Below are 25,711 nucleotides of genomic sequence, written 5' to 3' on the forward strand. Positions count from 1 at the left end.
TAGTAATTATTATTAATTTTAATAAAGTTTTTTATCTTATTTTTTAAAGAACTTAGTAAAAATAAGATAAAATATTAATATTGCATTAAAGAAAAAGGTGAACGTATGTCATTTCAACAATTTAATTTACAACCATGACTAATTGATAATTTAAAAAAAGAAAAACTAATTAATCCAACACCAGTCCAAACCGAAATCATTCCTTTAGCATTAACTAATAAAAACTTAATTATTAAAAGTGCTACTGGTAGTGGTAAAACTCATACTTATTTAATTCCAATTTTAAATAATTGTAATATTACTTTAAAAGTAACACAAGCTGTTATTATTACACCTACTCGTGAACTTGCTCAACAAACGTTCAATTTTTTAAAAGCTTTAATCAAAGATCAAAATATTAGCATTGCTTGTTTAGTGGGCGGCAAAGATATTATTCGTCAAAGTAATAATTTAAGTAATAATCAACCACAAATTGTAATTGGCACTCCAACTAGATTAAAACGTTTATATGAACTTAATATGTTAGCAATTACTACTACTAACACTTTAGTTATTGATGAATGTGATATGTTATTTGATATGGGATTCATGGAAGATTTAGATTTTTTAATTACTAAAATGAATAAAAATACTCAAATTATGACTTTTTCAGCAACAATATTGCCCCAACTAGTTACTTGATTAAAAAAATATATTACTAACGCTACTACAATTAGTATTGATAATAAATCTCAAAAAATTCAACATATTTTTATTAATCGTCATCATCAAAATAGTAAAAAACAACTACAGTCATTATTAGCAATGTTTGATCCTTATTTATGTTTAATTTTTGTTAATAATAAAGAAAATATTGAAGAAATTGCAAACGTCTTAATTGAAGAAAATAAAAAAGTAGCAATCTTACATGGTGGATTACCAGCACGAGAACGTTCTCAAACTTTTAAACGTATTAAAAATTTTGAATATCAATATGTTGTTTGTTCAGATATCGCAGCACGTGGTATTGATATTGAAGGTGTATCTCATGTTATCTCTTTACAACTACCAACAAATAATCTAGAATATTATTTCCATCGAGCAGGGCGAACAGGACGAGCTAACTATTCAGGTATTTCTTATGTATTTTATGATAAGAGTGATAATTCTACTATTCATAAGTTAAAAAATTTAAATGTTCCAATAGAATACTATAAAATTAAAGATAATAAGTTACTACCAGAAATTACTAATGACAACATCGTTCCTCATAAACGAAAAATAGAAAGAAATAAAGAAGAGCAATATGTTATTAATCGCTTTAAAAAAAATAAAAATGTAACTCCTGGTTATAAGAAAAAATTTAATAAAGATTTAGAAGCAATAAAAAAAGAAACAAGAAAACAACACATTAAAGCATCAATTAAGAAAATTAAAAAAACACAAGCAATTGCAAGAAGAAAAAAACTTTTTGATGAAAAAAATTAATAATGAAAGAGGAAGCAAGATGGAAAATGACAAATTAATTATTGGATCTCATGTTTCAATGAAAGCACCAAAATATTTATTAGGTGCTCTTGAAGAAGCTCTAAGTTATAATGCCAATACGTTTATGTTTTATACAGGTGCTCCACAAAATACAATTCGTAAACCAACCAAAGCATTATTTATTAAAGAATTTACAGAAAAACTAATTGAAAAAAATATTGATATTAATAATCTTATTGTTCATGCTCCTTACATTATTAATCTGGCTAATAGTATTAACAAAAGTACTTACCAATTAGCAGTAGATTTCTTACAACAAGAAATAATTCGCTGTCAAGATATTGGCATTAAAACTTTGGTTTTACATCCAGGTAGCGCTGTTGGTGCTTTACCACAAACTGCTTTAGATCAAATTGTTAAAGGACTAAATGCTGCATGTTTAGAAGAACAAACTGTAAAAATTGCTTTAGAAACAATGTCAGGAAAAGGTAGTGAAGTAGGAACTACTTTTGAACAACTTCAATATATTATTAATAATGTAAAAAGACCTGAACTAATTGGTGTTTGTTGAGATACTTGTCATTTATCTGATGCTGGTTATGATCTTAATAATAATTTAGAACAAGTAATACAACAATTTGATCAACTTATTGGATTAGATAAATTATTAGTTATTCATGTTAATGATTCTAAAAACCCAATCAATGTTCATAAAGATCGTCATGCTAACTTAGGAATGGGTTACCTTGGTTTTCAAACTTTAATTAACATTATTTATCATCCATTATTGCTTACTAAAATAAAAATTTTAGAAACGCCATCAATTAACAGTCATCCACCTTATTTACATGAAATTAAAATGATAAGAACAAAAAAATATAATAAAGAAATTTTAGAATCATTAGGAACTAGTAAATAATGAAAAGAATTGGCATTTTTGGTGGAACTTTTGATCCATTTCATAATCAACATTTAAACATTGCAAATACAGCATATCATAAACTTTCACTTGATGAAGTTTGAATTTTACCAACTAAACAAAACCCCTTAAAAGATAGTGTCAGTGCCAGCGATCAACAAAGAGTAGATATGATTAATTTAGTTATTAAAAACTATTCTTGAATAAAATTAAATGATTATGAACTAACAAGTAAGCAACCTAGTTATACTATTAATACTATTAACTACTTTATTGAAAACTATCCAAATCACAAATTCTTTTTTATTATCGGTTCTGATAATTTATATACCTTAAATAAATGACAAGGAATTGAACAGTTAATTAATTTAGTTAAAATTATTGTTGTTAATCGCCCTCATTATCGTAAAACAATAGAACTAATGTCAAAATACAAATGTCAAAATTTAGTAGTTCGACCAAGTAGTGATATTAGTTCTGCCAAAATTAGAAATGGTGAAATTATTAATCAACTTGATATTAAAATTAATGATTATATTAATAATCATTTAATATATAGTTATGAACGTTTAAAAGCAAATTTGGATAACAATAGAACTGAACATTGTATTAATGTTGGTAAAATGGCTGCTAAATTAGCACTCCATTATAACGAAGATGCTAATAAAGCACTAATTGCAGCAACTTATCATGACCTTTGCAAACAATGAAGTAAAAATAAAATGACTAAATATTTAACAAAATATAATAAAGAAATTTTACAAGAACCATTTCCAGTTTGACATGGTTATGTAGCAGCATTATATTTAAAAAATCATTATCAGTACCATAATGATTTAGTTCTTCATGCAATTGCTAAACATACTACTGGTGCAATTGAAATGAAACCTTTAGAATTAATAGTATTATTAGCAGATAAAATATCAATTGAACGTAACCATTATTATGTTGAAGAATTAAGAAAACTTGCCTTTCAAGATTTAACTATTGCTTTTAAATACTATCTAGAAATTTTAAAAAAGCATTTACTAGAACAAAAAAAACCATTAAATAATAAGTTTTTAACAATATATGAAACGTGAAGTAATAAAAATTAACAAATAGTATCTATAGTAAAATACTTATTTATTAATTATTTAATATATAATATTAAAGAAAAGGGAAGTATAACTTAAAACAGAAGATGTATTTGTTCAGTAATGATTGCGAAATTAAATACTGATATTTATTAAATGATTGATTTAAAAAAACAGAATATAAAGATACTTTAAATTATATAATAGATAGTAATTACCGTTATTTTTTTAATTATATTCCATTAAAAGAATTAGGTTTACCACTATAACAATAAAAATAAATTATTAATAAGGAGATCAAATATTATGTCCAAAAAAAATAAAACAAAATCAAAAATAAAAAAAAACGTGACTGATTATAACGAATTAAAAATAAAAAAAAGTGGTTTTTTAAGCGCAGTTATTAAATACTTTAAAAAATATCCACTACTTTATCTAATTGCAATATTAACCACTATTGCTTCTTCGATAATTTCAGTAATTATTCCTAAAATTACTAATAATTTTTTAGCTACCCCCGATGGTTTTCAATGAGAAAAAATTACTACTTTAGCTTATATTTTAATTAGTTTACAAATTGCATCAGGATTATTTATGTACTTTCGTAATTTAACAGGAAGCATCATTGGTGTTAAAGTTGAAATTGAATATCGAAATAAAGTTTTAAAACATTTACTAGATTTAGATATGTCATATTATGAAGACCGAAAAATTGGTGACACTTTAACAAAACTAATTAGCGATACTAGTGTTATTGGTGAAAATATGCAATTTATTCCTTTAACTATGCTTAGTTCAATTGTGACCTTTTTTGGTTCAATTTATGTTATTTTTTCTTTAAATTGACAATTATCATTAATTGTTTTAGGTATTGTTTTATCAATTTTAATAATATCAGTATTAAATGTTCAAATTATTCGTTATCTAAACTATAAATGAAGAAAAGTTTACACTGAAGTTAATGCTGATATTACTGATCGACTAAATACTATTACTTTAATTAAAAGTAATGCTACAGAAAAAAGTGAAAATAAAAGATTTTCTAATGAACATCTTAAATATTACCAAGCAGCAAAAAAAACTATTACTTTTGAAAGTTTTACTAGAGCATTACTAATTACATTACTAACAGGAATTAACATTGTTGGTTTAGTTGCTGGTTTCATGTTTGTAAGTAAACACATCATTAGTGTTCCAACACTAATTGCTTTTTTATTAGCAGTCAACACTTTAATTTTCCCAGTTATTCAAAGTATTCAATTCTTGGGTAATTGAGCTAAAACATCAACTTCAATTTTAAGAGTTAATGAAATTCTTAATATTAAACCAAAAATAGTTAATAAAGAAAAAGCCTTACCAGTAAAACAAATTACTAGTGATATTATTTTTGAAAATGTTAATTTCCGCTATGATGTAAAAGAAGACTGAATTTTAAATAAGTTCTCTTTCACTTTTGAAAAAGGTAAAAGTTATGCTATTGTTGGTGCAACTGGTGTCGGAAAAACTACTATTTCTAAGTTATTACTACGTTACTATGACCCTGCTGAAGGAAGAATTTTAATTAATAATAATACTGATTTACGTGATATTGACTTAGCACAATACTTACATCATATTGGCTATATTGAACAAGATCCACAAATTTTATTTGGTACCTTTGCTGAAAACATTATTTATACTAAGCAAGGAGCAACTTTAGAAGAAATCAAAATTGCTGCAAGTAAAGCTAACTTACATGATTACATTGAACAATTACCTAATGGTTATAATACAATTTTAGGTGAACGTGGGATTAACTTATCTGGTGGTCAAAAACAAAGAGTAGCTATTGCTCGTATCTTTTTAAAAAATCCAGAACTATTAATTTTAGATGAAGCTACTAGTGCCTTAGATAATATTGTCGAAAAAGAAATACAAGCACAATTTAATAAATTAATGATTGGTCGTACTAGTATTATTATTGCCCATCGTTTATCAACAATTAAAACTGTTGATAAAATTTTAGTTTTAGAAAAAGAAAAAGGTTTAGTTCAAGTTGGTACTTTTGATGAATTAAAAGTTAAAGAAGGTCACTTTAAACATTTATATGAAGCTGGAATTATGGGGTAAAGAATAATAAAAGTATTGGCATTGGTTAGATAAGTTTACTTTCTTGTCTTCAAATCTGTACAAATTGATTTGGAGGCATTTTCAATCTAATAACTATTCTATCATTGTTTCAATATCTAACAAATTTTTCTAATATTTTATTAAAACTTTCCATACTTTCAAAAGTGCTACCAAACATCATTTTAAAATCTCTTTTAATTCAACGATTTAAACATTCACTAACTTGATTACCTTTAAAACCTGATAGACTTTTTGAATGAATTAGATTAGTACTTGTATTAAAAACTTTACTAACAATTTCGCTTGTATTAGCAGAACCTAAATCTGATTGAATAGTCGTAAAATTACATTGTTTAGCACTCGCTAATTCTATTTGATTAACCACATTTAACACAGTTTTGGCATTTTCACTTTTGTTTATTTTTCAGCCAACAATTGAATTACTGTACATATCAGTAGCAAAAACAACTAATAATTTTGTTTTTTTATCACCAATAATTATATTTTTAAATCATGTGCCATCCATACCAACTTTTTCAAGAAAGTTATTACTTGAAAAATTACGTTTTAATAAATCTTTATTATTTTTTAAATCACTATTTTCTACTACTCTATTTGTTGATTTAGGTTCTAATAATAATTTAACGGAATTTTACGTTTATTGGCAATAACTTATATACATTATTATTTCTGAAAACTATAATTAGATATTAGTAAAATAAAATCTAATTAAAGGTGATTGAAAATGAATATTTTAGACATAATAAATAAATTTCCAAACCAAGAATCTTGTATAAAATTTTTAAAAGAAATAAGATGAAATAACAAACCAAAATGTCTTTTTTGTTTTAGTGAAAAAGTTAACTCTGTTTTAAAAGAGTCGCGTTATAAATGCAAAAAATGTCATAAGTCTTTTAGTGTAACTGCTCAAACTATTTTTCATCATACACGTGTACCACTTCAAAAGTGATTTATTTTAATAGTATTAATGGCTAATGCTAAAAAAAGTTTATCATCATCTCAAGCTTCAAGAGACTTAAATTTACGTTTAGCAACTGTATGAAAAATGATGCATAAAATTAGAAAGGCAATGGCTAATGATGAGATTAAATTATTAGCAAAAATATTAGAGATGGATGAAACATATGTGGGTGGAAAACCGCGTAAATATAATGATGTTGATAATAAAAATAACTCATTACGTGGTAGAGGAACTAGTAAAGAGTGTGTTGTTGGCATTATTGAACGAAATGGTAATGTTAAATTATTTCATGCAAAAAATAAAAGTATTAAATCTGAAGATTTAATGAAAATAGTTAAAGAAAATGTTGATATTAACAATTCTATTCTTTTTACTGATGAATATCGTGGATATTATAAAATGAATAAAATTTTACCACATGAACAAGTTAATCACAAAAAATATTTTTCTTATAATGGTATTCATACAAATACAATAGAAAGTTTTTGAGCAATATTAAAAAGAGGTTTTATCGGCCAATTTCATTGAGTTTCAAAAAAATGACTCCAATCTTATTTAAATGAATTTTGTTTTAAATATAATAACCGTAAAGAAAAAATCACATTTAAAAATATCACAATTAAATTATTTATTAAGAATTAAGTGTTAACCAATAAGCGTAAAATTCCGTAATTTAATATTATTATCTTTTAATATTTGTTTTATGCTTGTTTTACTGCATTTAAGACCTTTATTTTTTATTTTTAACTCTAATCTTACTTTTTCAAAACTAGTGATATTAATGTACTTTTTTTCATTTTTAATGAGAACTATTTTGTTTATTGCTTGTATCAAATTATCATTAATTTTTGATTGATATTGCTTTTTACCTTTTTTTACTCATAAATAGTATGCTGTTTTGCTAATAGCTATGTAAACAATAATTTTATTTAATTGATGACCTTTTTGCTTATATTTTTCTACTATTAAAAAACACTTATATTTTAATAATTTACTATTTTTTCCCCTTGTTAATTTCTTTTCACAGGCTAATTGCTCCTTTAAAAGTTCTTTTTCAACCTCATCTTTTAAAGCTTGTTTTCTAAGTTTATCAAAATTTCTTTGTTTAATAGTTTAATTTCAATATCTTTCTTATCGATCCTGTGAGAAGTTTGGGATTTAAAAATTTTGGTGAATGCATTTTCACCTTTAATTTGATATTGGTTAACCCAATTATAAATTAATACTGGAGTTGATAATTTATATTTGACTTGAATTTCATGTATTTTTAGTTTTTTATCAACTAAATACTCATTAACAACGGCTAATTTTGTTTCTTTTGAATAAACTTTATAATTCATAATTTCTCCTTCTGTATTAATTATTTTTAATTATATTACAGATTGAAAATATTAATTGGTAAACTTAAGTGACTGATGCCTTCAATCTTTTCTAATCACATTGTAGAATTTCCCTAAAAGTACTATAATATAAATAACGATATTAAACTATCGTTATAATTTTAAAGGTATAAAATATGAGAAAAACAATAAATATTTTAACAGTTGGTATTTTTTCACTAGCAACAAGTACCACTATTTTAACTAGTGTGAATCACTTTAATACTAGCAAAAATGATTTACAAAAAGCAAACGCCACTACTAATCAAACATCATTATTTAATAATCAATATCGATATTTAAATAATAGTGACTGAATTACTAACCAATCAACAACCGATCATAAATTTTATAGTTATGATACTTCAGCATTAAAAGGTTATACTTTTACCAATGCTAGAAACGTCTTCTTAGTAGATACAACAGACAACCTAGTTTATAATCATGATGTCATTATTCCAGAAAACGAAAAATTAAACATTGAAAATACAAAACAAGAAATGATTACCAAGAAGAAAGTAACATCACTTAAAAGCAATCCTAATTATTCTGATGCTTACAATTTTAGTCAATATCAACAAAATTATTTTGTTGGTGACAATAACTGAACATATTTACAATTTGGTGGTCTTGAACAAAATATTGATATTTCTAACATTGTGGGTGCTTCTAAAATTGAAAATAACAACAATCTTAGTGAGAACTTAGGGTTATATTACATTGCTGATGCTGCTATTAATAATAAAATTTCTTTAGCAATAGCTTATAATATCAGCCAACAATTCATTAATAAAAGCAGTTTAAACAAACTAATTAGTAACCAATTAACAAATAATATTATTAACTTAATTGTTGAAAATACTAACATCTTTAACTTTATTAAAAATTCACCGATTTTCCTAAATATAAAAGATTATTCATTAAACTTTATTTTTGATAATGATAATAACTTAGTAGCAATTTACTATACAAAATGAAATGTCCAAAATATAAATCAAAATATTAACTATCATTATAAAGAAGACTTTAGCAATATTAATAAAAATGATTGATCAAAAAATAGTGATCAACAAATCATTTTAAATTGAACTAAATATGCAAAAAATTGAGAACAATTTTCACAACTTTATCCTAAATTTAATTTTAATAATTCTAAACTATCAATTAATAATATGGGTACATATAAGGAAAATACTAATCTTACTGGTGATACTAATAATATTACTACTAATAAAAATATTAAATATGAACTACAAAATCCTTATAATGTTGTAGTAATTTCTGATCTTATTATTCAACTTCCAATTATTGATCTTTATGTATACCACGATGATAATAATATTTATTATCAATGAAATGCACGTGTCACTTCATCATCAAATTTAATTGCTGGTTGTAGTTTAGCAATTGATTTAGATAATATTTGCTTTCAATTTAAAAAAAATTAAATTTAATATATAAAAAATAATGCCTTAATTAAGGCATTATTTTTACAATGAATATTGTCTCTTATAGTACTTTGATTAGATGGTGATGATTGGTTTTCTGCCATTTGATTAGAATTATTAATTAAATATTCTTCGCGAGTTTTTAAACACTCAACTTTAAGTTCTTCAATTCTTTTTAAAAATTCAAGATTATTAGGTGTTTGATATTTTCTAGCATTATGTCAATTATACTCTTGACCTGTGACATCTATTTTTTCTTTTACTTCATTAAGTTCTAACATAATTGAAATTAATTGTTTAATATTAGGATTTGTTTTTGACTTTTCCTCATTTAATTGTTGTTTAATATATTGTACTAATCCAAATGTCTGCATATAGGCAGGAGTACCTACAGAATCTAAAATATCATCCAATATTTCTTTTTTAACTTTAGCAATTTTTATTTCTACTTCAATTTCATTCATCAATTCTTTTTGATCTGTAATAATATTCATAATTTTTATCTTCCTTTTCACATATAATTTTAATTTAATAAAACCTAGTATAGTTAAATTACTATACTAGGTATGAATAATTATTAAATTATAAATAATATTATAACTACAAAGTAAAAATTACTCAATCAACTATTATATACTATTTTAAATTTTCTAATTATTTTTTTGATCTAATATCATAAATAATCATTATATATGTTCTTTTTCTATTCAAGTTAAAACATCTTCTAAAATAATATTAATATTGGGTTCATTTAAAATTGCATGATTGCCTTCTTCATAAAAACTATAAGTTATACCCTGTCTTCAACGTTTATTATTTTTTTCAATTTTATCAAAATCGGCAAATATATCTTTTGCAGATTGAAGAATCAAAACTGGACATTTAGCACTATTAAGATTTTTTGGTACTTGTTTACTTAATTTTTGTGCTTGTAAGGAAAATAATAATGTAAATTTCATATTAGTCATTGCTCTAATTTTCCCTTTTTTAATATAATTAGAGTTAATAGAAATTGTTTCCATATCAAAAGTAATAGGTAATGGATGATGTTTATAAAATAGAAATCCTCAAATCGCATGACAAACTAATGAAGGTTTTATTTTAAATATTTGTTTCTTAGTAACAAAATTAGTTAAAATTGCACCATCAATCATTTTTGGTAATCTTTTAATTGCTAATGCTGTTAATGCTGAACCTAATGATTCACCCATTAATAAAATTTTTTTATTAGGATAGCGTTCATTCAAAACCGTTATAATATCTTTAATATCATTAATAGTTGTTCCTAAGGTATGATATTTTCATTTTTCATTTTCTCCTCAACCTCGTTGATCAAAACTTAAAAATGAAATACCATGTTTAGTAAAAAACTTAGCAGCTGTTTTAAAGTCTGTTAAAGAGGCACCCATACCATGAATACCAATAATAATGTATTTACTATTATCAACAAATTTAAATTCAGTATGTAAAAAATAGTTATCCCTAGTAATGATACCCTCGTTACTTCATTGTGGAAAATGACGATTCAGTTCTCAGTGATAATCAATATGGAAAATTTGATAAATTCTATATAAAATATAAAGTATTATTAACATAGCTAAAACTAAAATAAGTATTGCTGATCAATAATGTTGCCAAAAATTATCCATAATAAATGATACCCTCCAATAATATATAAATACTTACTAATATTTTATCAAATTAATTTTGTTTTAATAAAAATATTCGGAATTTTACGCTTATTGGTTAACACTTAATTCTTAATAAATAATTTAATTATGATATTTTTAAATGTGATTTTTTCTTTACGGTTATTATATTTAAAACAAAATTCATTTAAATAAGATTGGAGTCATTTTTTTGAAACTCAATGAAATTGGCCGATAAAACCTCTTTTTAATATTGCTCAAAAACTTTCTATTGTATTTGTATGAATACCATTATAAGAAAAATATTTTTTGTGATTAACTTGTTCATGTGGTAAAATTCCGAAAATATTTATTTCTTAGTGACTTCAGCAATTAATTGACCAACCGTTACTTGTTCATCATCTTTTACTACTTGCTTTACAACATAACCTTCCATTGTTTCATTAGTGAAAACAATTGGTGTTGTTACTTTTTTACCTTTATTCTTAACTTCTTGTAAATTAGCAACAACCATTACTTCTGATTTTTTAATTGGTTTACCTTGTTCAACTTTAATATCAAAGCCCTTACCAGCTAATTCAACGGTATCAATACCAATATGAACTAAACATTCAATACCTGTATTTACATCTTTAATACCATAAGCATGTCCTGTATTAAACACTGTTGCTAATTTTCCATCAAATGGTGATACAAATTCAACTCCATCTTTACCTTTATATTCAGGAATAATAGCAAAACCAGTTCCTAACATTTCCTGAGCAAATACTGGATCTTCAACTTTACTAAAGTTAATAACTTTACCAGTAACTGGTGCATAAATTAATAAAGGTAATTGTTTTTTTTTCTTGAAAAACATATGTCGATTCTCCTCAAAATTATGTAAATTAGATGTTTATAATTTTAACATTAAATAATGTAACTTTAAAAATAAATAATATTTTTATTTTTTTGATAAAAATTTTCTACTAATGATTTAACTTCTTCATTGGTTTCACATTGTAATGCTTTTGATGCTAATATTTCTGTATCCTTTTTATTTAAAGTACTAATAATTTTTCTAGTTTCTAAAACACTAGATGCAGACATTGAAAATTCATCCAGTCCTAAACCAACTAGTAGTGGAACAGCAATTTTATCACCAGCCATTTCACCACACATGGCAACAGGACGATTATATTTATGTCCACCATCAATTGTCATCTTAATCAAACGTAAAATTGATGGATGATATGGTTGATATAAATAAGATACTTTTTCTGACATACGATCAGCGGCTAAACTATATTGAATTAAATCATTAGTTCCAATTGAAAAGAAATCCGCATATTTAGCAAATGTTTCGGCATTAACTGCTGCTGCTGGAATTTCAATCATCATTCCAACTTGAATATCATCACTAACTTTAACTTTTTCTTTAATTAATTCTTTTTTGCATGTTTCATATAATGCTTTAGCTGCTTTAAATTCTTCAACAGTAGCAATCATTGGAAACATAATAGCTAATTTACCAAAAGTTGAAGCACGAATTAAAGCACGTAACTGAGTTTTAAAAATATCTTTACGATCTAAACACAAACGAATGGCACGATAACCAAGGAAAGGATTCATTTCTTTTGGTAAAACTAAATATGATAATTCTTTATCACCACCAATATCTAAAGTTCTAATAACCACCTTATGTTTAGTAGCAGACAATACTTTTTTATATTCTTCAAATTGAATATCTTCACTTGGAAAATCACTACTTTCCATATAAAGAAATTCACTTCTAAAAAGTCCTACTCCCTGTGCATCATATTCAATTGCTTTAATCATATCTTTAGGTGAACCAATATTTGCTTCTAACTTTACTTCATGATTATCACTAGTTTTAGTTAATTTACCTTTAAATACTAATAATTCTTTTTGTTCTTGAATTCATGCGTTTTGTTTAGCAACTCATTTATTTTTTTCACTACTATTTAAATCAATTTCAATTTCACCAGTATTACCATCTAATACACAAAATTGATTATTTTTTACTTTTGTAGTAACATTTTTTAAACCAAGAACTGCTGGAATACCAAGACTACGAGCCATAATTGCTGCATGAGAAGTTCTACCACCAATATCACATAAAAATCCTTTAACAAACTTAGGATTCAATTGACTTGTTTCTGAAGGTGTTAGATCATGACTAACAATAATTGTTTCTTCTTTAATTGCACTTAAATCAATAGTTTTAATATTTAAAATTTTACGTAAAATTCGATCACGAACATCAATAACATCAGCAGCACGTTCACGAAAATAATCATCATCCATTGCTTGCAATGTTGCAATTGCTTTATTAGCAGTACTTTCTAAAGCATTAGCAGCATTATATTTTTCTTCTTTAATTAACTTTTCAGTATCTTCAATTAATACTGGATCAGTTGTTACTAAAAAATGAGCTTCAAAAACAGCGGCTTTTTCTTCACCTAAAGTTTTTGTTGTATTTTGGATGAGTTGTTTAATTTCAACACCTGCTATTTTTAAGGCATCATGTAACTTTTTAACTTCTCCTTCTATTTCTTCTTCATTAATTTTTTTAGGATTAGTTTTGATAGTTTCATGTTTTAAGATTAATGCTTTGGCTAAAGCAATGCCATTACTAGCACCAATACCTTTCATTTTTAACATTATATATATTTCACTCCTTATAAAAAATGTTTATTAATAGTCTACTAAATTATAATAAAAAAAATGAAATATTGTATAAAATATTTATTATAATTTAAATTTTTTATAAATAAAAATGATTTTAATATTTTTAAATATTTTTCATATATTAATTCCTACTTTTAATTTCATTAAAAGTAGGAATATTTTCACTATATTAATATAATTAGATAGTTACACATTGGATAAGAGAACGATCATGATTACGATTATTATTAGGAATAAGATATTCTCTATCTGAGTTATTTATATCTTGCACATCATTTTCATCTCATTCATTAATATTATTAATATGACCATTTATTCTTCTAGTAAGAAATGCTCTTCCATCACTAGTAGCATTTCCATTTGTTTGATTTATTATATTTGGTAATTCAGATAATACTTCATCAATAATCTTTTGTTCCTCTTCTTTCTTAGAACCTGTTTAGAATCTTTTAGAGAATAAGGTAAAATTACTATATATTTTAAAATAAGAGGTATATATGCATAAAAATTATCCAAGTCATGTCACTAAAGAACAATTTGAGAACATAAGATTAATTTTAGAAAATGTCAAAAAGAAAACAAAACCAAGAAATTTAGATTTATATGAAGTATTTTGTGCAGTTTTATATGTATTAAAAAGTGGTTGTCAATGAAGAATGTTACCAAAAAATTTTCCAAAATGACAAACTGTATATTATTATTTTCAAATTTGAAGTAAAAATAATGGTAAAGAACCTAGCATATGACAATTAATTTTAAAAAAAATTAGTTAGAAAAGTTCGTATCAATAATCATCGAAAAGAAAAAACCAGTTTTTGTATAATTGATTCACAAAGTGTTAAAAATACAGATACTACTAAAAACAAAGGTTATGATGCTGGTAAAAAGATTTCAGGAATAAAACGTCATATTGCTGTTGATTCTCAAGGTTTACCACATGCAATTTACGTAACTACAGCAGAAAAAACAGATCGTAATAGTGCTATAATAATGATTCAAAATGAAAAAGAAAATCTTTCTACAGTTCAAAAAATAATAGTAGATGCTGGTTATACTGGTGAAAAATTTGCTTCTGCAATCAAAACAATTATAAATGCGAATGTTGAAGTTGTAAAACGTAATGAATTACATTCTTTTGTAGTATTACCAAAAAGATGAGTTGTAGAGCGAAGTTTTGCTTGATTAGAAAAATGTAGAAGATTATGAAAAAATTGTGAAAGAAAATTAAATACTAGTTTACAAATGGTTGTTCTTTCCTTTATTTCAATTTTATTAAAAAGATTCTAAACAGGTTCTTATATATTAATTTAAAAGTTGGTTTCATTTTATTTGTTAAATTATATAAATCAGAACTAGTTACACCAAGTGCTGATAATACCATTCCTAATTTTGGAAATGTTTCTTTAAATTGAATTCAAGCTTTTTTTCAATCACCTTTATTTTGTGTAACATCTGCTGCATAAGTTTTAATAGCATTAGTAATAGCGCTAATAAAAAGAAAACTAACGATAAAGACTCCAAATTGACTTAATTTATTTTGATTTTTAACTCAATTTTTAAATGATTGTAATAATGTATGATCATTATTTTGAGGTCAAAAATAATTTTTTACTGGTTCAAAAATTGTATTTAATGCATTTTTAATAAAATATTCATTAACAAATCTCATTACTGTAGCACGAACAATAGTTGAAATAATATTATTAATTGATACTATATCTTCTTTATAAGATTCTCATGTTAATGTTTCAGCAGTATAAGCAGAAGAAGCAGTAATAACTAAATGATTTATTAATAATGTTGTTAAAAAAAAGTTAGTATTGGATAAACTATTTTTTATAATTTCTTTAATAGAATAGTCTTCATTTTTTAAATCAGTTTTTGATAATTCATTTAAAAGTTCTTTTAACAAATCATTACTGATTTCTGTACTAATTAAAGAATTAAATTTTTCAAAAGTAAATTCATCATTAAAATCAATATTTTTTAATTCATCTTTAATATGATTTATTACATCATGTTTTTTGATAATTGTTGATAAATTAGTACACAACTTATCTAAGTTCGAATTAATTTTATTTAATTTTTCATATTCTTTAAGTTCTAAATGTTTTTCTAATTTTTTAATAATAATTTCAAGTGGTAAATATTCATCTAATTCTTTTTTTTGTTTGAATTGATTTGAAGGTAATAAATCAATAATACTTTTTAATCCAAATGGATAGTAAGATAAAAAATAAGATGTAAGTGTATCAACACCAGCCATAGCATAATTTTGAGGAATTTTTAATGATTCTAACATTCCTTTGCCTAATATTTCTAATTGTTCTATAAAAGTTTTACCTATTATAGACTTTTCTGATACTACAGCTATTGAAAAATATCTTTGTGCTACTCTAATTGAAATACCTGTTAATAACACAATTGGAGAAGATAAATATTCAATAGTTTTTCAACAACAATTATTTGAGCTTATTTCACTTTCTTTTTTAATAAATTTTGGTAAGTTTTCATAAATTTCTCCTAAATCATCAAAATATATTCTTACTTTATTTTTATATTTTTGTTCATCACTATTTCAATATTGATTAATGTAATCGGTATAATAACGAATTCTTAAACTAATATTTGCAAGTTCTACAATAATTTTTTTAGTTTTAGTAATAACTATTTCATTATTATTTTCAATTCCTACCACTAAAGATTCTATATTTTGATTTCTTATAGTGGCACTATTAGCATTTATTGGACACATTTGTCTTTGCTTCTTTCCTTTTTAAACTTATATTAATAACACGTTTTCTCTATTATGTATAATTAAAATTTTATTGCATAAAGATTGAGAAAAGTTTCCAAAGATTTTTTAAACATATTTTAAAATTAACACAATATTTTCGGTTTCTTTTTTAAAGAAATATAGGTTTTATTTTGAAATTTTAATATTTGTGTTAGATATTCTATTTATATGTTTCTATATTAATTCAATTCAATTTATATTTCTTGATTTTATTCTAATATTTCTATTTAAAAAAGAAATATTAGAATAAAACTAAAAGATCATAATATATATTTTTTATATATAAGAAATTATTGTTTTACTTACAAAGAATAATTGAATCAACTAAATTTCATTTTTTCTATCAATATGTAAAAGAAAAATCCCATAAATAATATATTGCAAATTCATTAAATAAGAAATAAGAATATATAACTAGATTTATTTAAAAATAACAATATATTTTTCCTTTTTTATAAGACATTACAAAAAAACATAAAAAAACTACTTAGTAAAAATAAAAAATAATACTAGTAGGCTAATAACCAATAATTTTGTGTGTCTTAAATTTATTATAACACCGTAACTTTGAAAATCAATAAAATTTTACTAATTTTTTTATTTAAAATATCATTTTAAATAAAAAAATTAGCACCACATATAATGGTACTAATTTAATAATATTTTTATAATATTTTATTATCTTGATTTTTTGTTCATAGTAATGCTAATGAAATAATAGCAGCAGCAATACAACCATAAAAGTAATAAAATACATAATCTCAGTTTTCATTACCAAAACCAGCAATTACTACTTTTGAAAAAAGAGCATCACCAAGAAAATAACCAGATAATCCTGTAAATCCTGAAGCAGTAGCTGCTGCTTTCTTATTTGTTAGTTCAATAGCAGTAGCACCAATCATCGCTTGTGGCATATAAATACCAAAACCAGCAATCATTAAAGCAGCAATAAGCATAGGCATATTACCACGAGGAGCAACTTGCAATAAAACTAGTCCACAAAGTGCAATTAATAATCCAAATATCATTAATGGTGCTTTACGATTATTAAAAAATCACTTAGCAAAATATGCTGCAGAAATACCACCAAATAAACCAGATAATTCAAAACAGGCAGCAAATCATTTACTGTGTTTTAAATCTAAGCCATGAACATCTTTCATTAAAATTAATGTTCATCCTGCCAGTCCTTGTCGTACAACATATACTCAAATATTAGCAAATGCTAATATTCATAAAAATTTATTTTTTAAAATATATTTTACAAAAATTTCTTTTCAATTAAGTTCTACTCTTTCTTCTTTATGTTCTAGAACACCTTTTCATTTTTCAACAGTAGGTAACCCTTCTGCTTCAGGGCGATCACGTAATCCTCATAAACATAATGGAATCATAGCTAAAGCAAAAATACTAGGAATTCAAAAATATAAACCATAAATTGTTCCACCGGGATCAAGTACTGTTACTAAAGAAATAACAACAACTGGTAATAAAGCAGCACCAATATTTTGTCCTGAGTTTCAAATTCCAATACGTCCTGAACGTTCTTTATCAGTAAATCAATGAGAAAATAGTCTAGCTGTAGCTGGTCAACCCATACCTTGGAAAACAGCCAACATCGCAATCAAACTCAACATCATTACAAAGGGGCCAACACTAATTTTAGTTCCAGCAAAAGCAACTACACCACCCATCATAATATTTAAAATAGAAGAAACAAATAATCCAATAATCATGATTACTCTTCCTGAACTACGATCAGCGACATTTCCAACAATAAATTTAGCAGCACCATAAACAACAGCAAAAATTGTTCCCATTAAAGCATACTCCATTTTAGTTATGCTACCATTGCTTTCTAAGGCAGAACCTGCTACTGTATACGCTTGACGAGTAAAGTAGTAAAGAATATACGATAAAATACTAAAACCAAAAACTTGATTACGTAAAATAATAAATTTTTTATTAACTTGCTTTAAGTCTTCACTAAAAATTTCTTTTTTTGCAGGTGGCTTAAAAACACATGCAAGTCTATTAAAAACAGACATTTTTTTTACTCTCCTTCTAAAAGGATGCATAAATTATAGTAACCCAAATAACCTGCTCTTAAAAACTTAATATAAACATACTTTTTAACACATAGGTTTTTACAATTTTTGTTTTTGTGGAAAAATAAATAATATTAAAAATTAAAAAAATAACTCTCTACCAAACTATTTTTTGAAATACCATAAATAAATATTAACTCTACACCTTTTAAAATTCATTTACATTTATTTATTAAACAGTTTTACAAAATGTACTAATAATTTATTTATCTCCTTCTCAAATTTTTTAGTCCTAACCTATATATTTCACATTATAACAGATATATTCTAAAATTGAAAAGATATTTCTTTAATTTTAAAAAAATAATTTACAATTTTCTTAGAACCTGTTTAAAATCTTTTTAATAAAATTGAAATAAATGAAAGAACAACCATTTGTAAACTAGTATTTAATTTTCTTTCACAATTTTTTCATAATCTTGGCATCAGTCACTTAAGTTTACCAATTAATATTTTCAATCTGTAATATAATTAAAAATAATTAATACAGAAGGAGAAATTATGAATTATAAAGTTTATTCAAAAGAAACAAAATTAGCCGTTGTTAATGAGTATTTAGTTGATAAAAAACTAAAAATACATGAAATTCAAGTCAAATATAAATTATCAACTCCAGTATTAATTTATAATTGGGTTAACCAATATCAAATTAAAGGTGAAAATGCATTCACCAAAATTTCTAAATCCCAAACTTCTCACAGGATCGATAAGAAAGATATTGAAATTAAACTATTAAACAAAGAAATTGATAAACTTAGAAAACAAGCTTTAAAAGATGAGGTTGAAAAAGAACTTTTAAAGGAGCAATTAGCCTGTGAAAAGAAATTAACAAGGGGAAAAAATAGTAAATTATTAAAATATAAGTGTTTTTTAATAGTAGAAAAATATAAGCAAAAAGGTCATCAATTAAATAAAATTATTGTTTACATAGCTATTAGCAAAACAGCATACTATTTATGAGTAAAAAAAGGTAAAAAGCAATATCAATCAAAAATTAATGATAATTTGATACAAGCAATAAACAAAATAGTTTTCATTAAAAATGAAAAAAAGTACATTAATATCACTAGTTTTGAAAAAGTAAGATTAGAGTTAAAAATAAAAAATAAAGGTCTTAAATGCAGTAAAACAAGCATAAAACAAATATTAAAAGATAATAATATTAAATTATTATTAGAACCTAAATCAACAAATAGAGTAGTAGAAAATAGTGATTTAAAAAATAATAAAGATTTATTAAAACGTAATTTTTCAAGTAATAACTTTCTTGAAAAAGTTGGTATGGATGGCACATGATTTAAAAATATAATTATTGGTGATAAAAAAACAAAATTATTAGTTGTTTTTGCTACTGATATGTACAGTAATTCAATTGTTGGCTGAAAAATAAACAAAAGTGAAAATGCCAAAACTGTGTTAAATGTGGTTAATCAAATAGAATTAGCGAGTGCTAAACAATGTAATTTTACGACTATTCAATCAGATTTAGGTTCTGCTAATACAAGCGAAATTGTTAGTAAAGTTTTTAATACAAGTACTAATCTAATTCACTCAAAAAGTCTATCAGGTTTTAAAGGTAATCAAGTTAGTGAATGTTTAAATCGTTGAATTAAAAGAGATTTTAAAATGATGTTTGGTAGCACTTTTGAAAGTATGGAAAGTTTTAATAAAATATTAGAAAAATTTGTTAGATATTGAAACAATGATAGAATAGTTATTAGATTGAAAATGCCTCCAAATCAATTTGTACAGATTTGAAGACAAGAAAGTAAACTTATCTAACCAATGCCTAGCAAGACAAAAAACGAAAAATCATTTATATCAAAAATATGAAAATTTATTATGTAAAATTGAATACCCTTTCCACTCTTTATTTGTGCATTTATAATTATAAATGCATTTGCACACGTAAAAATTAATTATTTATTTTAAATAATAAGTTCTGAAAAATAAAAAATAAAGAGATAGAAAGATTGAAATTTATGGAACAAAAACAAAATTTGAAAAAGAAAATTGAAATTATAAAGTGAAATGTTTATTATGCAAATTTATCATTTATTGATAAAAATGAAACAAAAGAAAGACCTGTTATCATTATTGGGAAAATGGGTTCTGCTTTAACAATAATTCCATTGACTACAAATTTGAATAAACAAACTGAGTTTGATATTGAAGTAATTTTTAAAACCAAAAAATCTTTAATAAAAGTTGCTAATATACAAAGGATACATTATTCAAAAATAGTACGACCATTATATATTAATAAAGTAATTGTAAACATTAAGTGTTTAATGGGAAAAGAAATTGCTTATAAAATTTATTTATATTTAATTAAAAAAAATAATATAGATATTTTAGATAAAATTAAAAAGAACAAAAAACCTATATTTTTATAATATAGGCTATACCATACGGTTAATACACCATTTAATTGAGGCATTAATTTGACCTTATAATTATAAAATTATAAGGTATAGTCAAAATTGACTTATCAGTACAGTAAGACTTACTGATTACTATTAATTATATCATAAATATTTTAAAAATAAAGGGTGATTCTTAGTAAGTTACACAGATTACTAAGAATCAGAAAGGGTCTCTCCTTATTAAGTTAAAACATTGTTTTTTGCAACTTAGGGGTGGTGACCCTTTCCACTCTTTATTTGTGCATTTATAATTATAAATGCATTTGCACACGCGAAATTAAAGAATAAATTTTAATTATTTTTTACATTTTTTGTGATTTACTATTAGAACTTTGACTTTTACTTGTTGAAGCTTCACTATTTACTTTTGATTTATCTTTTTCAAATCCAAGAGCATTAGCAATTCTTTCTCGTCTTTCTTTTTCCTTACTTTCTCCTCAAGCTTTATTTATTCGTTCAGCTTCTTTTTTAAATTCATCTTTTTTGTCTTGACTTCATTTTTCCATATTATAAAATTCCTCTCAATTTTATTTTTGAATATTTTTTTCTGCCTTTAAAATATCTAAATAAAATTATATATTTTTAAAACTAAAAATATGTAAAAATAATAAAAAATCACTATTTTTTCAAAATAGTGATTTAGATGTTATTAATTATGTTGTTAATAAGCATTTTACTTTATTTCAGTTATTTTTTGAAATTGGTGAAGATGGATTTTGCTGATTTATTGTATTTCTTATAGATGAATCAAAATTTTGATTATTTTCTGATTCAATAATTGAATTTTCTAGAAGACTGTTTGAATTATGATTTATTGTGTTGTTATTTATTAGTTGGTCTGGACTTTTATCTTTTCTATTATCTAGTTCTTGTTTTAAAATTTTTAATTGTGTTTCAAATATAGTTTCTAATTTATCATTGGTAAGATTTTTAACAAATGATGCACGTTCGTTTTTTTCTTTCTCTTTTTGGTCTTTACTTTTAAAATATTTATTTTTAAATCATGATTTAACTTTTTGTGTTGCACTTTCAAATAGTGACAAAACTTCTTTAAAGACTAGACCTGCAACAGCAAAAGAAATGGCAATTATAACTTTTGTCTCAAGTAATAATACTGTTGCTGTTGCAGGTATAAGTGTAGGAACAACAAAAGTACAAATAGGAGCTACAACTATAAGAAGTAAAGTAATACCAATGATACATCCTCAAGTTTTTCATTCTTTTTTAGTTGGTTTTAGTTTAAAATCTTGATGTTGTTTTAAAAATTCTTTAATTGATATAGATTCAATTTTAATATTTTTTTCATGATTTGCATTTGGTTCAATTAAGGAGAGATCATTTTTATATTTACTTATATTTTCGTATTGTTTCAATTGTTTTATAACTTCAATATCACCATTTTTAAAATGATGAATATACATTATTTCTTCGCTTATTGATTGATTAGTATGCACAAAAGTTATTATGAAAAATACTTTATTTTCTATTGACAAAATTTCTTCGTGAATTTTTTCAATTCCTGTTTTTTTACTTTGTTTTTCATCATAAATTGTTACAGAATAATATATATTATCAGCACTTTTTTCTTCACTAGATTTAGTTTCTGTTTCTACTCCATTTATATCAATATGATCTAGAGCATCGTAAAATATTTCATTTTCTGATAGATTATCATTAACTACTACTCATAATGATTCTTTTTTAGTTTTATTAGAAAATTTTATTGTTTTTCCGCCATGTCTCTTGTTTTTTATTTCTTTCACAAAAATGTTTTCTTGTTTTTTAATATCTTCTATGGATTTATTTTCTGATAGAAAATTATATGTTTGTGATTTTGTTTTGTCAGTCATGTTAATATCTCCTTTTAACATTAAAACCCATTTACTTTTAAAATAAAGTAATGGGTTAAAACTTATATATTGAATAACAACTACATGTTATCAAATTTTGTTTATTTTACAATTAGTTAAGTTTTAACCAAAATTGAGTTATGAAATATCTATATCATTAAATATTTCTACCATTTGTCTATTTTTTAAAATTTCTGAATTTTTGGTAATATTTATTATTTTATTGGATATTGATTTATTAACTGCAATTCATCTTAAGTTGTATTCTGAAATGGCAACCCTTTTTAGGACTATTTTTTGGTAGACATTTTTTCTTGATATTTAATGGGAGTTAAGTAGTTTAAAGTGCTGTGGATTCTTATATTGTTATATCAATTGATATAATCAAATAATTCTAATTTTAACTGTATTAATGATGTAAATTTTTTGTCATTAATAAATTCAGTCTTGAAAGTTTTAAAAGTTGCTTCAGCAACAGCATTGTCATAAGGACAACCTTTTTTACTTAAAGAGCGGGTAATATTGAATGCTAATAAAAGTTTGTTAATAATTTTATTATTAAATTCGTTACCTCGATCGCTATGAAATATTTGCATATCTTTTAAACAGCGATTTGATTGCATAAATGCTTGATATACCAATGATGCATCTTTTTTAGTACCTACACTATGTCCAACAATTTCGCGGTTAAATAGGTCTATTAATAAGCAAATATAGTTTCATTTACCATTAACTTCAACATAACTAAGATCACTGACAATCACCTCATTTTTAATTCTATTATTAAAGTTTCTATTAACAATATTAGTGATTTGTTCATTATTTACTTTATTACGATGATTTTTAAATGATAATTTAGTGTATTTTGACATTAAATTATGTTTATCCATAATTTTTTTAATTTTTCTTCTTGATAAATAAATTTCTTGTTTTTCTAGTATGACTTTTAATCTTCTTGTTCCATAAACACATTTGTTTTCTTTAAAAGCACTAATAACAGCTTGATCATAAATATTATTTTTGATTTTATCTTCTTTTTTCTTTAAATTAAAATAATATGTTGATTTAGAAATTTTTAAAAAACGACACATTGGGCGAATCTTATATTTTCATTTATTATTTGCAATAATCTCTACTTTCTGCCTATTATTAGTGCTGCTTGCTTTAAAATATCATTTTCCATTCGTAATTGTTTTAATTCTTTATTCATTTGAATTAATTGTTTTTCTAAATCAGAAAGATTATCTTTAGTTTTAAAACTTCCCGAATTAGTAAATTGCTTAATTCATTTATATGCAACTGCTCTTGTAACATTGTACTCTTTAACAAGACAAGATACTGATTTGCCACTTTGATATAAAGCTACTATTTGTTTTTTAAATTCATCTGTATATGAAGTAATATTGGCCATAATTATATTTCCTTTCTTTTAACAAATATTGTTATTTGTCTACATAATTAGTGTCCAATAAATTGTAGCCGATCCATATTTCCTTTCTTTTAACAAATATTGTTATTTGTCTACATAATTAGTGTCCAATAAATTGTAGCCGATCCAATAGTTATTAGATTGAAAATGCCTCCAAATCAATTTGTACAGATTTGAAGACAAGAAAGTAAACTTATCTAACCAATGCCGCATTTAAAGCAAAATCATTAATTTCACCTAAAATCGGACTAACTTTATATGAAGCTTGTAAACTAATTTTTGGTCTAATAGTAATTTGATTAATAAGATTCCAAATTCTTTCTGGAGTTTTAATATTATCAATAACTACTTTAAAAGTTTTTTTAAAAAAATCATTAAAATCCTTAGTAAAACAACTATCAATTATAATTTCAGTTAAAAAAGTTTTGTCATTTTGATGTTGATAATAACTTTCGGAATTTTACGCTTATTGGTTAACACTTAATTCTTAATAAATAATTTAATTATGATATTTTTAAATGTGATTTTTTCTTTACGGTTATTATATTTAAAACAAAATTCATTTAAATAAGATTGGAGTCATTTTTTTGAAACTCAATGAAATTGGCCGATAAAACCTCTTTTTAATATTGCTCAAAAACTTTCTATTGTATTTGTATGAATACCATTATAAGAAAAATATTTTTTGTGATTAACTTGTTCATGTGGTAAAATTTTATTCATTTTATAATATCCACGATATTCATCAGTAAAAAGAATAGAATTGTTAATATCAACATTTTCTTTAACTATTTTCATTAAATCTTCAGATTTAATACTTTTATTTTTTGCATGAAATAATTTAACATTACCATTTCGTTCAATAATGCCAACAACACACTCTTTACTAGTTCCTCTACCACGTAATGAGTTATTTTTATTATCAACATCATTATATTTACGCGGTTTTCCACCCACATATGTTTCATCCATCTCTAATATTTTTGCTAATAATTTAATCTCATCATTAGCCATTGCCTTTCTAATTTTATGCATCATTTTTCATACAGTTGCTAAACGTAAATTTAAGTCTCTTGAAGCTTGAGATGATGATAAACTTTTTTTAGCATTAGCCATTAATACTATTAAAATAAATCACTTTTGAAGTGGTACACGTGTATGATGAAAAATAGTTTGAGCAGTTACACTAAAAGACTTATGACATTTTTTGCATTTATAACGCCACTCTTTTAAAACAGAGTTAACTTTTTCACTAAAACAAAAAAGACATTTTGGTTTGTTATTTCATCTTATTTCTTCTAAAAATTTTATACAAGATTCTTGGTTTGGAAATTTATTTATTATGTCTAAAATATTCATTTTCAATCACCTTTAATTAGAT

22 protein-coding genes and 1 pseudogene are annotated in these 25,711 nt (G+C 24.0%); 9 read left to right on the forward strand and 14 right to left on the reverse strand.

Annotation, left to right across the window (positions count from 1 at the left end; genetic code table 4):
* Positions 1-105 precede the first annotated feature (105 nt).
* The 4 genes from AAHM85_RS07405 (at position 106) to AAHM85_RS07420 (ending at position 5,571) form a co-directional block, all read left to right on the forward strand.
* Positions 106-1,467, forward strand: coding sequence for a DEAD/DEAH box helicase (locus AAHM85_RS07405; protein WP_342261552.1), 1,362 nt, complete (start codon positions 106-108; stop codon positions 1,465-1,467).
* A gap of 19 nt (positions 1,468-1,486) precedes the next feature.
* On the forward strand, positions 1,487-2,386 hold the full coding sequence (locus AAHM85_RS07410) for a deoxyribonuclease IV (protein WP_342261553.1): 900 nt from the start codon (positions 1,487-1,489) through the stop codon (positions 2,384-2,386).
* The gene (locus AAHM85_RS07415) at positions 2,386-3,483 is read left to right on the forward strand and encodes a nicotinate-nucleotide adenylyltransferase (protein ID WP_342261554.1); all 1,098 of its coding nucleotides are present in this window, start codon (positions 2,386-2,388) and stop codon (positions 3,481-3,483) included. Before AAHM85_RS07410 ends, AAHM85_RS07415 begins: the two co-directional genes overlap by 1 nt.
* 285 nt (positions 3,484-3,768) lie before the next feature.
* Positions 3,769-5,571, forward strand: coding sequence for an ABC transporter ATP-binding protein (locus tag AAHM85_RS07420; RefSeq protein ID WP_342261555.1), 1,803 nt, complete (start codon positions 3,769-3,771; stop codon positions 5,569-5,571).
* Positions 5,572-5,596: 25 nt separating this feature from the next.
* Here the strand turns inward: AAHM85_RS07420 and AAHM85_RS07425 are convergent, their stop codons facing one another.
* Positions 5,597-6,097 (reverse strand): IS3 family transposase, encoded by a 501-nt coding sequence (locus AAHM85_RS07425; RefSeq protein WP_342260865.1) that lies wholly within the window; start codon positions 6,095-6,097, stop codon positions 5,597-5,599.
* Positions 6,098-6,316: 219 nt separating this feature from the next.
* Between AAHM85_RS07425 and AAHM85_RS07430 the strand changes: the two genes are divergently transcribed.
* Positions 6,317-7,195, forward strand: coding sequence for an IS1595 family transposase (locus tag AAHM85_RS07430; protein WP_342261556.1), 879 nt, complete (start codon positions 6,317-6,319; stop codon positions 7,193-7,195).
* A 3-nt stretch (positions 7,196-7,198) separates the two neighbouring features.
* Here the strand turns inward: AAHM85_RS07430 and AAHM85_RS07435 are convergent, their stop codons facing one another.
* Both AAHM85_RS07435 and AAHM85_RS07440 read right to left on the reverse strand, forming a co-directional pair.
* A complete protein-coding gene (locus AAHM85_RS07435; protein ID WP_342261557.1) occupies positions 7,199-7,387 on the reverse strand; it encodes a hypothetical protein in 189 nt (62 codons plus the stop codon).
* 233 nt (positions 7,388-7,620) lie between these two features.
* Positions 7,621-7,893, reverse strand: coding sequence for a transposase (locus AAHM85_RS07440; protein WP_342261558.1), 273 nt, complete (start codon positions 7,891-7,893; stop codon positions 7,621-7,623).
* Between the two features lie 176 nt (positions 7,894-8,069).
* On the opposite strand from AAHM85_RS07440, the gene AAHM85_RS07445 reads away from it, so the two are divergent.
* On the forward strand, positions 8,070-9,380 hold the full coding sequence (locus AAHM85_RS07445) for a hypothetical protein (protein WP_342261559.1): 1,311 nt from the start codon (positions 8,070-8,072) through the stop codon (positions 9,378-9,380).
* Between the two features lie 2 nt (positions 9,381-9,382).
* On the opposite strand, the gene AAHM85_RS07450 is transcribed toward AAHM85_RS07445, so the two are convergent.
* The 4 genes from AAHM85_RS07450 to ptsP all read right to left on the reverse strand — a co-directional run bounded on the left by AAHM85_RS07450 (position 9,383) and on the right by ptsP (position 13,693).
* Positions 9,383-9,874 (reverse strand): hypothetical protein, encoded by a 492-nt coding sequence (locus AAHM85_RS07450; RefSeq protein WP_342261560.1) that lies wholly within the window; start codon positions 9,872-9,874, stop codon positions 9,383-9,385.
* A 192-nt stretch (positions 9,875-10,066) separates the two neighbouring features.
* The gene (locus AAHM85_RS07455) at positions 10,067-11,029 is read right to left on the reverse strand and encodes an alpha/beta hydrolase (RefSeq protein ID WP_342261561.1); all 963 of its coding nucleotides are present in this window, start codon (positions 11,027-11,029) and stop codon (positions 10,067-10,069) included.
* Positions 11,030-11,378: 349 nt separating this feature from the next.
* The gene (locus tag AAHM85_RS07460; RefSeq protein ID WP_342261562.1) at positions 11,379-11,888 is read right to left on the reverse strand and encodes a glucose PTS transporter subunit IIA; all 510 of its coding nucleotides are present in this window, start codon (positions 11,886-11,888) and stop codon (positions 11,379-11,381) included.
* A gap of 65 nt (positions 11,889-11,953) precedes the next feature.
* On the reverse strand, positions 11,954-13,693 hold the full coding sequence (ptsP, locus tag AAHM85_RS07465) for a phosphoenolpyruvate--protein phosphotransferase (RefSeq protein WP_342261563.1): 1,740 nt from the start codon (positions 13,691-13,693) through the stop codon (positions 11,954-11,956).
* Positions 13,694-14,217: 524 nt separating this feature from the next.
* Between ptsP and AAHM85_RS07470 the strand changes: the two genes are divergently transcribed.
* Positions 14,218-15,007 (forward strand): IS5 family transposase gene (locus tag AAHM85_RS07470; protein ID WP_342260572.1). Its coding sequence is split into 2 segments (ribosomal slippage): positions 14,218-14,478 and positions 14,480-15,007, totalling 789 coding nucleotides; the frame shifts between segments, so codons are not numbered across the junction.
* Here AAHM85_RS07470 and AAHM85_RS07475 read toward each other — a convergent pair.
* The 3 genes and pseudogenes from AAHM85_RS07475 to AAHM85_RS07485 all read right to left on the reverse strand — a co-directional run.
* Entirely contained in the window at positions 14,979-16,475 is a 1,497-nt protein-coding gene (locus tag AAHM85_RS07475) for a hypothetical protein (RefSeq protein WP_342261564.1), read from the reverse strand. The two genes, AAHM85_RS07470 and AAHM85_RS07475, sit on opposite strands and share 29 nt — an antisense overlap.
* A 707-nt stretch (positions 16,476-17,182) precedes the next feature.
* Positions 17,183-18,565, reverse strand: coding sequence for an MFS transporter (locus AAHM85_RS07480; RefSeq protein ID WP_342261565.1), 1,383 nt, complete (start codon positions 18,563-18,565; stop codon positions 17,183-17,185).
* Positions 18,566-18,955: 390 nt separating this feature from the next.
* Positions 18,956-19,045, reverse strand: a pseudogene (locus AAHM85_RS07485) (IS5/IS1182 family transposase); the annotation flags it as partial.
* Between the two features lie 81 nt (positions 19,046-19,126).
* Here AAHM85_RS07485 and AAHM85_RS07490 point away from each other — a divergent pair.
* Both AAHM85_RS07490 and AAHM85_RS07495 read left to right on the forward strand, forming a co-directional pair.
* On the forward strand, positions 19,127-20,407 hold the full coding sequence (locus AAHM85_RS07490) for an IS3 family transposase (RefSeq protein WP_342261566.1): 1,281 nt from the start codon (positions 19,127-19,129) through the stop codon (positions 20,405-20,407).
* Positions 20,408-20,607: 200 nt separating this feature from the next.
* Positions 20,608-21,021, forward strand: a complete 414-nt coding sequence (locus tag AAHM85_RS07495) for a type II toxin-antitoxin system PemK/MazF family toxin (RefSeq protein WP_342261567.1) — start codon at positions 20,608-20,610, stop codon at positions 21,019-21,021.
* 332 nt (positions 21,022-21,353) lie between these two features.
* On the opposite strand, the gene AAHM85_RS07500 is transcribed toward AAHM85_RS07495, so the two are convergent.
* The 4 genes from AAHM85_RS07500 to AAHM85_RS07515 all read right to left on the reverse strand — a co-directional run bounded on the left by AAHM85_RS07500 (position 21,354) and on the right by AAHM85_RS07515 (position 25,689).
* Positions 21,354-21,557, reverse strand: coding sequence for a hypothetical protein (locus tag AAHM85_RS07500; protein WP_342261568.1), 204 nt, complete (start codon positions 21,555-21,557; stop codon positions 21,354-21,356).
* Positions 21,558-21,704: 147 nt separating this feature from the next.
* Positions 21,705-22,901 carry a hypothetical protein gene (locus AAHM85_RS07505; RefSeq protein ID WP_342261569.1) on the reverse strand — a complete coding sequence of 399 codons (1,197 nt, stop codon included), beginning with the start codon at positions 22,899-22,901 and terminating at the stop codon, positions 21,705-21,707.
* 290 nt (positions 22,902-23,191) lie between these two features.
* Positions 23,192-24,312 (reverse strand): IS3 family transposase gene (locus AAHM85_RS07510; RefSeq protein ID WP_425289706.1). Its coding sequence is split into 2 segments (ribosomal slippage): positions 23,192-24,069 and positions 24,069-24,312, totalling 1,122 coding nucleotides; the frame shifts between segments, so codons are not numbered across the junction.
* Positions 24,313-24,810: 498 nt separating this feature from the next.
* On the reverse strand, positions 24,811-25,689 hold the full coding sequence (locus AAHM85_RS07515) for an IS1595 family transposase (protein WP_342260886.1): 879 nt from the start codon (positions 25,687-25,689) through the stop codon (positions 24,811-24,813).
* Positions 25,690-25,711 lie beyond the last annotated feature (22 nt).

This window comes from Spiroplasma endosymbiont of Notiophilus biguttatus, from assembly GCF_964030985.1.
Taxonomy (GTDB): Bacteria; Bacillota_I; Bacilli_A; order Mycoplasmatales; family VBWQ01; genus Spiroplasma_E; species Spiroplasma_E ixodetis_A.